Source organism: Flavobacterium azizsancarii (assembly GCF_027980145.1).
Taxonomy (GTDB): domain Bacteria; phylum Bacteroidota; class Bacteroidia; order Flavobacteriales; family Flavobacteriaceae; genus Flavobacterium; species Flavobacterium azizsancarii.
Map to the genome: position 1 here is coordinate 1 of NZ_JAMZNK010000057.1, position 12,233 is coordinate 12,233.

The 12,233-nt window shown below is 31.5% G+C and carries 15 protein-coding genes; 3 read left to right on the forward strand and 12 right to left on the reverse strand.

All coding sequences use genetic code 11. The annotated features are described in order from the left end of the window. Positions 1-154: 154 nt before the first annotated feature. Both NJT12_RS21990 and NJT12_RS21995 read right to left on the reverse strand, forming a co-directional pair. Positions 155-1,864 (reverse strand): tetratricopeptide repeat-containing sensor histidine kinase, encoded by a 1,710-nt coding sequence (locus NJT12_RS21990; RefSeq protein WP_271338270.1) that lies wholly within the window; start codon positions 1,862-1,864, stop codon positions 155-157. A gap of 56 nt (positions 1,865-1,920) precedes the next feature. Beyond that, on the reverse strand, positions 1,921-2,103 hold the full coding sequence (locus tag NJT12_RS21995) for a hypothetical protein (RefSeq protein WP_271338271.1): 183 nt from the start codon (positions 2,101-2,103) through the stop codon (positions 1,921-1,923). Between the two features lie 1,074 nt (positions 2,104-3,177). Between NJT12_RS21995 and NJT12_RS22000 the strand changes: the two genes are divergently transcribed. Continuing rightward, positions 3,178-3,546, forward strand: coding sequence for a hypothetical protein (locus NJT12_RS22000; protein WP_271338272.1), 369 nt, complete (start codon positions 3,178-3,180; stop codon positions 3,544-3,546). A 74-nt stretch (positions 3,547-3,620) separates the two neighbouring features. On the opposite strand, the gene NJT12_RS22005 is transcribed toward NJT12_RS22000, so the two are convergent. From NJT12_RS22005 to NJT12_RS22045, 9 genes are all read right to left on the reverse strand, one after another. Beyond that, positions 3,621-4,973 carry a GH1 family beta-glucosidase gene (locus tag NJT12_RS22005; protein ID WP_271338273.1) on the reverse strand — a complete coding sequence of 451 codons (1,353 nt, stop codon included), beginning with the start codon at positions 4,971-4,973 and terminating at the stop codon, positions 3,621-3,623. Between the two features lie 212 nt (positions 4,974-5,185). Beyond that, positions 5,186-5,395 (reverse strand): hypothetical protein, encoded by a 210-nt coding sequence (locus NJT12_RS22010; protein ID WP_271338274.1) that lies wholly within the window; start codon positions 5,393-5,395, stop codon positions 5,186-5,188. A gap of 10 nt (positions 5,396-5,405) precedes the next feature. Then, positions 5,406-5,861, reverse strand: a complete 456-nt coding sequence (locus NJT12_RS22015) for a single stranded DNA-binding domain-containing protein (RefSeq protein ID WP_271338275.1) — start codon at positions 5,859-5,861, stop codon at positions 5,406-5,408. An 81-nt stretch (positions 5,862-5,942) separates the two neighbouring features. Further along, entirely contained in the window at positions 5,943-6,257 is a 315-nt protein-coding gene (locus NJT12_RS22020; protein ID WP_271338277.1) for an excalibur calcium-binding domain-containing protein, read from the reverse strand. Between the two features lie 2 nt (positions 6,258-6,259). After that, a complete protein-coding gene (locus NJT12_RS22025) occupies positions 6,260-6,490 on the reverse strand; it encodes a DUF4236 domain-containing protein (RefSeq protein ID WP_271338279.1) in 231 nt (76 codons plus the stop codon). Between the two features lie 46 nt (positions 6,491-6,536). Continuing rightward, complete coding sequence (locus NJT12_RS22030; protein WP_271338280.1) at positions 6,537-6,695, reverse strand: hypothetical protein; 159 nt, start codon at positions 6,693-6,695, stop codon at positions 6,537-6,539. 147 nt (positions 6,696-6,842) lie between these two features. After that, positions 6,843-7,511 carry a response regulator gene (locus NJT12_RS22035; protein WP_271338281.1) on the reverse strand — a complete coding sequence of 223 codons (669 nt, stop codon included), beginning with the start codon at positions 7,509-7,511 and terminating at the stop codon, positions 6,843-6,845. Between the two features lie 7 nt (positions 7,512-7,518). Then, on the reverse strand, positions 7,519-9,237 hold the full coding sequence (locus NJT12_RS22040; protein WP_271338282.1) for a tetratricopeptide repeat-containing sensor histidine kinase: 1,719 nt from the start codon (positions 9,235-9,237) through the stop codon (positions 7,519-7,521). A 58-nt stretch (positions 9,238-9,295) separates the two neighbouring features. Beyond that, entirely contained in the window at positions 9,296-9,463 is a 168-nt protein-coding gene (locus NJT12_RS22045) for a hypothetical protein (RefSeq protein WP_271338283.1), read from the reverse strand. Between the two features lie 343 nt (positions 9,464-9,806). Here NJT12_RS22045 and NJT12_RS22050 point away from each other — a divergent pair, with 343 nt between their 5' ends. Then, positions 9,807-10,859, forward strand: a complete 1,053-nt coding sequence (locus NJT12_RS22050; RefSeq protein ID WP_271338284.1) for a hypothetical protein — start codon at positions 9,807-9,809, stop codon at positions 10,857-10,859. 141 nt (positions 10,860-11,000) lie between these two features. Here NJT12_RS22050 and NJT12_RS22055 read toward each other — a convergent pair whose 3' ends face one another. After that, on the reverse strand, positions 11,001-11,360 hold the full coding sequence (locus tag NJT12_RS22055) for a helix-turn-helix domain-containing protein (RefSeq protein WP_271338285.1): 360 nt from the start codon (positions 11,358-11,360) through the stop codon (positions 11,001-11,003). Between the two features lie 389 nt (positions 11,361-11,749). Here NJT12_RS22055 and NJT12_RS22060 point away from each other — a divergent pair, with 389 nt between their 5' ends. Next, entirely contained in the window at positions 11,750-12,166 is a 417-nt protein-coding gene (locus NJT12_RS22060; RefSeq protein ID WP_271338286.1) for a lipocalin family protein, read from the forward strand. The last annotated feature ends 67 nt before the right edge of the window (positions 12,167-12,233 follow it).

The following is a 12,233-nucleotide window of genomic DNA, read 5'->3' on the forward strand; positions in this document are numbered from 1 at the left end:
TATCTATCTTAAAATGTATCGTAAATTAAGAACCGCCTTGGTACGGATCCGTATGCCGGGTGGTGTGGAAGGTCGCCTAGGGAATTAATCCCTAGGCTCCTATCCGATTTTTATTAAGTATGAGCTAAGTTTTATATATATACTCTAATTCATGTTATTTAGGGATGGATATTTTTACTCTGAAACCTTTATCAGTTTCCGTGTCAAAATTAATAGTTCCTTTAACAGCCTGAATACGGTTTTCCATGTTTTGAAGTCCATTTTTTACCATTGTAGTTATTTCACTGCCTTTACCATTATCGGTATAGTTTATTAGTATAGATTTTTGATCACTTTCAAATTTTATCACTACCAGATTTGCGTTACTATGTTTCTTCATGTTCACCATTAATTCCTGTAAAATCCGATTAATGGTAATTTTTTTTATATCATCAATAAGTTCCCAGTTGATAGTTTCTAAGTTGGTAACCATGATATTTCTTTCGCTGGTATTATAAGTCGAAAGCATTTCTTTTATACTCTTGGTAAAATTAATACCGGTGTCAATTCTATTATTCTCTCGCGAAATCCCTCTTACACGTCCGTAAATATCATCTAGTTTTTGAAGTAGGTTTTCTTTGGCACTTTCCTTCAATAATGACTGAGATTCAGCAAAAGCAATCACATGATATACATCGTTTGCTAATTCATCGTGGATTTTTTTAGCAATTCGGGTTTCAGTGTTATAGGATGTCTTAACTTCTATAGCCTTGTTTTTATTTCTATAATAGCGTATTAGAATTGCTATTAAGATCACTAAAAAAATAAAAATAATTACAAAAACAATTCGGAGATATTTGGCTTTTTGAAGCGATAACTGGTTTTCTGCTTTTTCTAAGCGAAGTTTTGCATTTTCGTCTTTTTCTTTTTTAGAATCGTATTTAATTTTAGCAAACTTATTTTTGAAGTTATTTCGGACTTTAATAATGCTGTCGTTTAAAGTAAAATACCTTTGTACATATTTGCCGTTCTGAGCACTATGATCGTTAGAAATTAGAATTTGTAGTGCTTCTAATCTTTCGTCAACGCTATTTAGTTTTGTGGCGGTGTTGTAAGCCTCAAGAGCATTTTTATTCGATTTTTTAATGTCTTTTTTAGCATAATAATCGGCAAGGTGAAGATAGCTTTCAATGCTTCCGTACGTATCTTTAAATTCATTTCTTATGTGGAGGGATTGATTCATTAAAGAAAAACCTTTTTGATTTATTCCTTTTTTAAAATAAGCATAACCCAGATTGTCTATAATTGCTGCATTTTCAATTGCTTGAACTTTCTTTTTTGAAAATTTTTCACTTAAGAGAGATTCTAAAAGAGCGATTGCATTATCGTATTTTTTTTGTTGGATATAAACAGCTCCAATGTTGCTTAGAGGTCCTCGCTTCTCAATAGGATCTTTATAATCATTTGCAGCTTCTTTATAGTAAATAATAGCATCATTATAAAGGGAAAGCTCTTTGTCAGCAATACCTAACCTATTATTTATTTCAGCTGTGTAAGCAGTCTTTTTTTTTACATATAATAGTGCTTCTGTTACGGTCTCCTTACTCCCGTAGTAATCCCCATTAACTTGCTGAATTGATGCCATTAAAATAAGTGCATAACCTATATTTGCACTATCTTTTAAAGTTTCATATAGTTGTTTTGACTTATTAAACTCATAAAAAGCAGTATTGAAGTTTTGCTTATCGTAATTTTCAATTGCTTTATTTCGTAAATTAAGTGCCTCTTTTCGGATAGATTCTTTGTTAATATCAATAGTCTTTTTTTCTTTGCAGGAAAAAAGAAAAAGAAGTAGAATAAAATAAAAAAACGGGGACCGTAACATATAAATTTACTTTCCCCGAAAATAGTAATTAATTAGATACTAAAATTATATATTTATTAAACATTTGGTGGCGGTGGTGGTGGCTTTGTACCAGTATCACCAGGGCCAGCATAAGTCGCTTTTATAGGATTAACAGCTTTTTCTGTTTCCTTTTTTGGTTGAGTTTCAAGTTCATCAGGAGTACAAGAAAATATAGTGAACAATAACGCGAAAGCGATAAAAAGTATGAGTTTTTTCATTTTGATTTAATTTAAAAATTAGACATGAGTATTGCTGTCCGGAATTTTTCCGGAGCTTATTTGAGGCAATACCAAATTGCTTTTTGGGGAAGTAAAGCGTGTAGAACTGTAAGACGTTATTTATACTTCCCGAATAAACTCGGTCTTACAGTTTTCTACACTTTGAATTGAATTAGTTCTGTTTTGTTTTAATCTGCAGTTAAAACGTGAACTAATTTCTTTGGCAAAGTAAAGGCGCTTTGAAGCCTTTGTAGATAAGGGATTCCCAGAATTCCCGCGTTTTCCCGAGATTCCTAATAATTCCTTAAAACAAAATACAATGAATAGTAAATTTAGGTTTGTTAGAACGTGTTAGTTAAATTTAAAACCAATCTGACCTTTATTATATAGAGGCAAAAAGTCATAAAAAGGTTGGATTGAACGATTTAAAAAAAAGAGGAAAAATGTAATATTGAATAAAAGAAACAAATTGAAATTGCCAATAAAGTGATGGCATTTGTTGAAATAAGAAATGAAGTCATAATCATAGAATAAAGAGTTTAGTGATAAATGAACATGAAGAGTCGAAAGAGGATCCCGAAAAAGGAAATCTTTTCTTTAATACAGGAATATATTTTCTAAAAAAATAGTTCAGAAATATATTCGGGAAAAATAATTATGGTAGAAATTCCAGCGGTTGCTCTAGTGTATTCTGCGTGTTTATACTTTGTGCAGAAAAAAAGATTAATTGAGAAAATTTCGAAATGAAATTGGGTAGCATTTTGAAAAATAAAATGCAGGTAGAAATAAAAAGAATGGTTTTTTAAGAAGTAATTTGAGCATTTAAATAGTTTGTTTTTTGGCATATATTATCTGTTATTTACACTATAAAGATAAGAAAAAATAACCGTTAAACCTAGTGATTACAAGAGAATTGATCACTTTTTTTGCTTTTTTTAGTAAATAAATTTCATGAATTTTCCTCACCCAATTATTGCTTTTTCCGGTGGTCGAATTGTGATAATATTATCTATATTTATAGAATATTAGAATAGGTTTCGATTTCTATTCACTATCATTTTAAAAACATCTTTTATGAAAAAGCTTCTAATACTATTAATTGTTTTATGCACTTTGGGTTGCAAAAAATATGTTGTCTCGTTTGAACAGCCAACGGATATGAAACTTGATAACTTAAAATTGGAAGTGTTTCTGGATAAAAAGAAAGTTCAGGACATAAACTTAAAAGCAACAAATACATTGCCGGGTTATGAAACAGCAGAACTGCCAGTATCAGATGAAGGAAAACATGTGCTTCAGGTTAAGGTAAAAGACACAACCTTTAGTTATAACGTAAATTATCCCGAAGATAGATATATTCTTGTAACGGCGCACTTAAAAAACAATGGCAAGATTAATATTGGAATCTTAAAACAGAAATATTTGTTTCGAGTTCAGAGATAAATGATTTTACTTCAAAAAAAAAGCCTTTCACGATTTAGTAGTGAAAGGCTTTTGTGTTTTCTTAAGCATCAGTTTTAAGATAAGAAATCTTTAAACCATAATCCTGAATTTTTAATGGTTCTTTGCTGTGTTTCGAAATCAACATGAATTAATCCAAATCTGGCGTTGTAGCCTTCTGCCCATTCGAAGTTATCGGTAAGGCTCCAGACAAAGTAACCTTCGACGTTTAGACCGTCTTTTTTTGCTTTTAGGATTTGTTCTAAATGGTCCTGAATATAATGAGTACGTTTGATGTCGTATACTTTTCCGTTCGTCAGAATATCCGGAAACGCAGCGCCATTTTCTGTAATTATAATTTTTTTAATGCCTTTGTATGCATTGAATTTTTTAAGCACCTCATAAAGGGCAGGAGGGTAGACTTCCCATCCCATATCTGTTGATATCACGTTTCTTTTTTCGGCACTTATTAATTCGGCGCCAATATACGGAATCAGCATCGAGGATTTTACGACTTCCCGCGTGTAACATTGCAGGCCTATAAAATCAAAATCAAAAGATAAATTGTTCAGATCATCTTCTAAAATATAATTATTGAGTTTTTTAAGAACAGGTAAATCGGCCTGAGGATATCCCAATCCCAAAATAGGTTCAATAAAAGTTCTGTTCAATAAAGTATCTACCCGTTTTGCAGCTTCGATATCTTTAGAGCTTTGAGTTGCCGGCTCGATATGCGTACAGGAAAAAGTAGTTCCTATATTTGCGTCTGGAATTAGGTTTCGTAGTATTTTTGCACCAGCTGTTGTAGCCAGAGTTACATGATGCATGGCTTTAAGATAATTAGAAATGCCTTTTTTTCCCGGAGCATGAATTCCCAGAAAATATCCTGCACCCGTAAAAACCGAAGGTTCGTTGATCACCATCCAGTTTTTGACACGATCGCCAAAATATTGAGCGCAAACTTCGACATATTGAGAGAACCACAAAACAGATTCCCGATTGGTCCAGCCGCCTTTTGTTTCAAGATCATGTGGCAAATCCCAGTGATAAAGTGTAATCCAGGGTTGTATTCCTGCTGCGAGTAAAGAATCGATGATTTTATTGTAATAATCGATACCAGACTGATTGATAGGATGAACTCCCGTTGGCATAATTCTGGGCCAGCTGATCGAAAACCTAAAATTAGGAATGTTTAGTTCCTGAATTAGATCAATATCGTTTTGGTACGAATTGTAGAAATCGCAGGCGGTAAGAGCGTGATGTCCGTTCTTGATTTTTCCTTTTTGCGACGTAAAAACGTCCCAGATAGAAGAACCTTTTCCATCAGCATCATGAGCCCCTTCAATTTGGAAAGCGGCGGTTGAAACACCCCACAAGAAATCATCTCCAAATTGGTCTTTGTTCAAAAATGAGTTCTCAGTTTTATTCATTCAAATGAGTTTTTCCTTTTTTAATTGTAATTTATTAATGAAGGAAAGATGATTGCATAGCTCTTAAAAAAAGCCATTCTTTGAAAGAAACCAGAAAATTTAGATTAAAGAATTTCATAACGTTTAGTTTTATTCAAATTAATAAAACTAATATGAATTTATCGTAAAGTGATTATTATCAAATGATTAAATATTTTTTAAAGGGAATAAAATCAATCTTCCCAGCCACAGAGTGTAAGACCTAAACTTTGTGCTTGTTTAAGTGATGTTTTTATTATCTCATGTCGACAACCCGCAAAACCGCGACAGTTTTCTGTGTAATGATATTTTTTTGCACCTTTTGGACCGCAGATATAAACTGCGGTTTCAGAAGGATGAAAAGAAGTCGAAAAAAATAAAAACAGCACTAAAAGTGATTTCATCAGACTTTTTTTATTTGACAATCAGTTGATATTCATTTCCTTTTTTGTCAGCGGCTTTCAACTTTCCGTATGAAATCCATTCGGTTTTAATTTCAATATCGGCAATAGTATCACCAATTAAAATTCCTGCACCGTACTTTCCTTGAACGTTGATGTTTCCACGAACTGAATCTCCTTTTATATTGATTCCTTTTACATCATAATTGTATTCGTATTCTCCAGGATTTCCGGTTCTGTATTCGTATTGATAAGTTGTATTTACATGATACGTTTTCGCTTCTTCTACTGTGATTGTTTTTCGATCGTCAGTAGTAATTACTTGTTGGTACAATGAATTGATTTCCGGCGGAGGCGCAGCAGCAGCTTTTTTACAGGAAATTATTCCTAATGCTAAAAGTAGGAATGGTAGTTTATAATTATAAAACATCTTAGTGGTCACTAAGTAATAAAAGTAATTTTTTCTCAATGTCTATTTGGTTTTTTATTATTGCTTCTTCAATATAAAATCTGTTAAAATATTTTTCATATTGAGCACAAAGAAGAATAGTTATTTTTTAGGTAAATTTTCACAGGCGATTCCGTCTTTGTCAGCGTCGAGATTTTTATAACAGCTTCTGTTGCTATCGTAAGTTGCTTGTGCTTGCGCCTGAGTTTTAAAATCTCCGCAAGTTTTAGTGGGGCAGTTTGAGCCTGATGTATCTGACGAATCTGAACAAGAAATTGCCAGTCCAAATGTCATCGTTATAAGCATTATTAAAATGCATCCGCTATTCTTGTTTGAGTATGATTTTGTTCTTGTTTTGGTAAAATGAGGCTGAACATACGTTCCATCTTTCTTGAAATATCCTTTTCTGTATCCCATTGTTATATATGTTTTATTGTAAAAATTAAAAGTGTTATGATGCCTGTAAATGCAAATAGTACGATGCAACCGCTATTTTGGTAACGTAGTCCTGATATACCTGTTTTTACAGAATATCCGTTTTTACTAAATGATCCTATCTTTGTTCTTAAACTTGGAGAAATACCGGATTTACTTATGTTTAAGCCAAATCCTCCTCCAATTTTTATTCTTTTTTGAAATCGAAATCCCATGATTTTAGGTTTTGGTCATTAAAGTTTTTCGAATTATTCACAAACTTTACTTTCTTTTTTTATAGTGATTTTTGGTACTTGCATTTTTGTATTTTCCTCCTTTATGGGAACTACCTTTTCCATTTTTATAATGACCACTTTGGGCTTCAATAGTACCTCCCAGAACCAAGAAGATGAGACTAAACAAAACGACTAATTTTTTCATAATTTTAAATTGATTTAAGAATTCAAACTTAAACCTATTTGAAATTTGTATTTTATGGAAATCCGTAATTCGTATTTTTTTAATTTTAAGCAATAAAAAAAGCCCCCGAAGGAGCTTAATGAATTAATAATAGTATTGTAATGAGTTTTAGATAATTCCCATATCTTTTGTAATCGAAACCAGATGCGTCGTGTTATTTGCCTTAAAAAAATCTTTTAGCTTGGAGATTTTTTTTTCGACTGTACTTTTGCTGTTTGGTTTTACTCCCATTTCTTTAAAAATCTGTATGATTTCATCTTGAGGAGTTCCGTATGATAATTGTTTCAGAATCTGTATGTCTAAATCGTCGATTTCGTAATTGCTTTTTTCTTGTAATGCTGATGCAATTTCCGGTGAAATATATTTTTGATCTGAAGTACCGATGAGGTTTATTGCTTTTTTGAGATCTTCAATACTGTTTCTTCCTTTTAGTACAAAGCCATTAATATCTGCTTTGTCAAAAAGTGATTTAATGCGTATGTTTTTATCTTCGACAGAATAGGCTATAATTTTAATATTAGGCTGAAGTTCGCGTACCTTCTCAACAAGTTCATCGCCACAAGTAATATTTACTTCGCGATGATCTTTTTTGAAAGAAAGATCGGTAATCAATAAATCATAAGGCTCATTATCCTGAATGGCTTTTCGTATTTTTAAAAAAGCATCATCACAATATTTGGCGTGTTGAAAATTTACAATATCTAAACTTTTTAAGGTCTGCTCGATTCCTAAATTTATATCTTCAAGGTCTTCGGCTATTATTACTTTTTTAAACATATGGCTTTTATTTAGGCAGCGTTATTTTTACTTTAAAACCTTTATCAGGTTCACTGTCAAAAGTAATAGTTCCTTTTATGGCTAGAATACGGTTTTCCATATTTTGTAAACCATTTTTTATAATTTCTTCTTTTTTGCAGCCTTTTCCGTTATCCGTGTAATCAATAAAAACTATTTTTCCGTTACTGTCAAACTTTACAACAACCAATGACGCATTGCTGTGTTTGGTCATATTGACCATTAATTCCTGTAAAATTCTATGAATAGTAACTTTTTTAATAGCATCTACTAACTCCCAATTTACTTTTTCGACATTATTGATAATTACATTTGTGTTGTTGCTATTATATGTCGAAAGCATTTCTTTTAGCCCCGCAGAATAATTTGCTGTGATATCGATTGTATTATTTTCTTTTGAAATCCTGCGAACGCGCGAATAAATATTATCAAGTTTTTGAACTAAAGTCTCCTTTATACTATCACTTTCTAAAGGTTGTGTTTGTGTAAAAGTCATGGCATGAAAAACATCATTTGCCAGTTCGTCATGAATGTCTTTTGCAATTCGGGTTTCAGTATCATAAGCGGTTTTTATTTTTTCGATCCTGTTTTTGTTTCTGTAGTATCGAATCAGGATAACAATTACTATAATTAGAAAGATTATACCAATTCCGGCAACTATTTTTTGATATTTTGCTTCTTGTAGTGATAATTCATTTTCTACTTTTTGTAAGCGTAGTTTTTGATTTTCGTCTTTTTCTTTTTTAGAATCGTATTTGATTTTGGCAAACTTGTTTTTAAAGTTGTTTCGAATCTTTATGATACTATCATTTATAGTAATGTACTTTTGGGCATATTGTGCATTTTTATTTCCGGAATCATTAGAAATTAAAAAAGACAAAGCTTTCAAACGTTCATCAACACTATTAAATCTTGTAGCGATTTCATAGGCTGATTGCGCATATTGATTTGATTGTTGTGGGTTTGGTTTTTGTGGGTTTGGTTTTGAGTAAAATTCGGCTAAGTGTAAATTGCCCTCAATATTTCCATAAGCATCGTCAATTTTATTTCTTAAGTTAAAGCTATTTTGCATTAATAAGAGTCCTTTATCATGTATTCCTTTTTTAAAATAGGCAAAGCCTAAATTGTCAAGAACCCGTGCTTTTCTAGTAAGGTCTGTGTTGAGAGATTTTTCGTTTATAATAGATTCTAAAATTAGTATTGCTTTATCATATTTTTTTTGATGAATGTATACGACCGCAATATTATTTAAGGGAGATTGTTTTGATGCTTCATCTGTACAATCTTTAAGAGCTTCCTGATAATAAAAAATAGCATCATTATAAAGAGAAAGTTCTTTATCAGCAATTCCGAATAAGTTATTGATAGCAGCACTATAAACATCTTTTTGTTTAAGATAAGGTAATGCTTCTGTCAGTGTTTCTTTACTGCCATAATAGTCGCCGTTTATTTGCTGAATATTAGCCATCTGGATAAGATTGTACACAATATTACCACTATCTTTTAGGGTTTCAAAAGTGATTTTTGATTTATTAAAGTTATAGAAGGCACTATTAAATTTCTTATTCTGAAAGTTCGTTATTCCTTTTTCTTGTAGATTAACAGCTTCTTTTATGATAGCAGTCTTATTGAAAGGTTTTATAATTTGTTTTTTGCAGGAAAGAAGAAATAAAAAAATAAGGAAATAAAAAAACGGGGATCGTAGCATAAAAGGTACTTTCCCCGAAAATAGTAATTAATTGTAAATTAAATACTATTATTGAATATTATTTTACCGGTGGTGGTGGCGGAACTGTTATTGGTGAATCCCCAGGTCCAGCGTATGCAGGTACTTCAGGTTTAATATTCGCTTTAGTATCTTCGAAATCGTCAGAAGTACAAGAAATCATAGTTGTCAATAGAGCGCACGCTCCCAATAATAGTAGCTTTTTCATTTTTTTAATATTTAAGGATTAAGCATGAGTATTGCTGTTCGGATCTTTTCCGAAATTGTTAATGCAACATCATTTTGTGTTGGGAAGTGAAGTGCGTAGACAGTAAAATTTTATTTATACTTCCCGGATAAACTCCGTTTTACGGTTTTCCGCACTTTTTATTTAAACTAGTTTGTACATTTGTTCTAATCGCTATATCGAACAAGAACTAATTTTTGATACCGCAAAGTAACAACGGCTTTAAGCCTGAATTGATAAGGAATTCCGGGATGTACTAACTTTCCTGAGATCTCCTGAAAAACCTGAAAAGTCATAGAAAAAATCCTGAAAATCCTGAAAGCTTATGGAAAAAACTACCCGAGAAAATGTTGAAAATGAATATAAAGAAGCTATTAGGGCAAAATATAGAAAAGAAAAAGAAGGAGGGGAGTATTATGATTTTTTAGATGTTCCAGGCCAAGCAAGTTTAAGGGATTTATGCTGGAAGATTTTTAGATCTAATCCTAAATATGATGATTTAAAGGTATACTCGGATTTTTTTAAGTTTGAATTTGATCCGAAAGAGGAAAATACTTCCACTACCTACACGGATAAATTTAGAAAAGTTGGGGCTTTTTACAAAGAAGGAAAAAAGCCTGCAAAAAACAGTACAATAGAATTAGCTGCAATTTTGATAGATTTTGAACCACGACCTTTTAATAAATTTAGAATTCACAATTTATATCGGGATGAAACTCAAAATGATCATACCAACAACTCCATAATATCAAACCAACAAACAGGACAAAATGATACTTCAGGAGATCTAGGAGTTTTTCTTGATAAGAAAGAAAGCGAAAAAGGAATAGAAAAAGGGATAGTAGGTGAACAGGAAGAGGAATGTGAGAATGTAAATGAAAATGAAAGTAAAGAAGAAATTGAGGAATTAAGAGAAAGTACTTTTGAAGAAGTAAAACCAAAATTAAATGCAATCAATGCATTCGTAGCTTTTAAAAAAAATCCTCCAAATAAATTAAATCGAAGAATTAAGAATACTATAATAGGTCTTGCTTTAGTTTTATGTATAGGGTTCCCGGTAATCTTTTTCGCATTTCCAGATAAAGGATGTATGCAATGGACTGGTAATAATTATGAGGTTGTAGATTGTGATCTGAAAGCACCAGATAACAATATTGAACTTTTAGATCGAAATCTTATTAATCTTAAAAGGATTAAGGTTTGTGACACAACTACTTTTTTTAAAAGTGGTAAATCGGTCGTTTTTTATGCCAGATCTGGAGATTCTCTTGAATGTTTTAATCAAATTGGATACCATCCTGAAAGACCGAGTCAATATTTGAGACCAATGACGAGATATATGATTGGTAAATACGTAAGGAATAAACCTTGTAAATAATGATATTTCTACATTTTTATATTTCAACTAAATAAAACAAAAAAAGAGGTTTCATGCGAAGCCTCTTTTTTTATTAATATATCATAAAGGATTATTTCTTAATTTTTCTACATATTTGAGTTTATCTTTTTCAGCCTGCAATTAACGTTCGTAAAGTTTTTTATTTTCATCAACAACTTCCATCAATTTATCTAACAGATTGAAAGTACAATTATTTGCAAATGCACCTTGGCTGCCATTGTTGCTGTGATCATACAATATATTAAAATAATTAATTGCAGCTTCGTCTGAAAAATTGTTAATGGCTTCGACACTTACGCCAAGGGCTTTTTCTACTTCGACAAGTTTTTCATCATCTACAATTTCGCTATTTTCTATTGCAGATATAGCCTGTTGGTTTGTTCCCATTGCTTGCGCCAAAGCTTCCTGCTTCATATCACGAAGTTCACGAATACGGCTAATTTTTCGCCCTATATGGTTTTGTTTTGTAAGTGTGCTCATAATTCAAAGATAATAATTAAGTGTAATCAGGCAATATGTAAAAAACATATTAAGCACTGTACTATACGGTTAAAGAAAACGATAGAATTATAAAGTAAAAGTACAATTTTTCAGACGTAATTATTATAACATGCTGAACTTGTTTTGATGTGTTTCCTAAAATAATAATTCGTTATGAGCATTAACTTACTTTATTTTAGATAGGTAGATGAAAAGAAATACCGACTTATTAACTGGATATAATATTGTCTTTTACTAGTTATAATTTTGTTTCGTAAGGTATTATTTAGGATTTAAATAGAATTATGTAAATATTATCGAAAATTATAGAACATTTCTGATAAACTTTAAAACTAATTTAGCATAAAATAATTTTAAAGAAATCAAACATGAAAACGAAAAGAATATTATTCGCATTATTATTGAGCATCGGTTTATTTGCAGCATCTTGTAGTAACGATGACAATGACGGGGAAACAATCGTCCCTATACAAGGTAAATACAACCTAAGTCAGACAGGAACAATTATTGACGGAAAAGAAGTTTTAATCGATGCGCCACAAAATCAAACAGGGTGCAGTAGAGATTATTTAGATCTAAGATTAAGTAATGCTGCAGTTATTGGTGATTATAACGGTTCTGATTGTGCCTTGACAGAAACTACAGGAACTTATGCAAGATCTCATAATGACTTAACTATTAGTGTTGGTAATGTAAGTTCTACCAGCGACATTATGAACCTTACTAATAAGGAGTTAAAATTGAAAGACAAAACTACTGGTATCATTACTGTATATACAAGATAATTTATCAGAAGTACTTTTTAGTTCTTTAAGAGGATTAAAAACAAAAACGGAAATGACTTTTTAAAAG

Coding starts and splice junctions, on each gene's coding strand:
- NJT12_RS22045 (WP_271338283.1), bottom strand. CDS start 9,463: ATGAAAAAGCTACTATTATTGGGAGCGTGCGCTCTATTGACAACTATG.
- NJT12_RS22040 (WP_271338282.1), bottom strand. CDS start 9,237: ATGCTACGATCCCCGTTTTTTTATTTCCTTATTTTTTTATTTCTTCTT.
- NJT12_RS21995 (WP_271338271.1), bottom strand. CDS start 2,103: ATGAAAAAACTCATACTTTTTATCGCTTTCGCGTTATTGTTCACTATA.
- NJT12_RS22050 (WP_271338284.1), top strand. CDS start 9,807: ATGGAAAAAACTACCCGAGAAAATGTTGAAAATGAATATAAAGAAGCT.
- NJT12_RS22025 (WP_271338279.1), bottom strand. CDS start 6,490: ATGGGATTTCGATTTCAAAAAAGAATAAAAATTGGAGGAGGATTTGGC.
- NJT12_RS22005 (WP_271338273.1), bottom strand. CDS start 4,973: ATGAATAAAACTGAGAACTCATTTTTGAACAAAGACCAATTTGGAGAT.
- NJT12_RS22020 (WP_271338277.1), bottom strand. CDS start 6,257: ATGGGATACAGAAAAGGATATTTCAAGAAAGATGGAACGTATGTTCAG.
- NJT12_RS22055 (WP_271338285.1), bottom strand. CDS start 11,360: ATGAGCACACTTACAAAACAAAACCATATAGGGCGAAAAATTAGCCGT.
- NJT12_RS22010 (WP_271338274.1), bottom strand. CDS start 5,395: ATGAAATCACTTTTAGTGCTGTTTTTATTTTTTTCGACTTCTTTTCAT.
- NJT12_RS22000 (WP_271338272.1), top strand. CDS start 3,178: ATGAAAAAGCTTCTAATACTATTAATTGTTTTATGCACTTTGGGTTGC.
- NJT12_RS22035 (WP_271338281.1), bottom strand. CDS start 7,511: ATGTTTAAAAAAGTAATAATAGCCGAAGACCTTGAAGATATAAATTTA.
- NJT12_RS21990 (WP_271338270.1), bottom strand. CDS start 1,864: ATGTTACGGTCCCCGTTTTTTTATTTTATTCTACTTCTTTTTCTTTTT.
- NJT12_RS22060 (WP_271338286.1), top strand. CDS start 11,750: ATGAAAACGAAAAGAATATTATTCGCATTATTATTGAGCATCGGTTTA.
- NJT12_RS22030 (WP_271338280.1), bottom strand. CDS start 6,695: ATGAAAAAATTAGTCGTTTTGTTTAGTCTCATCTTCTTGGTTCTGGGA.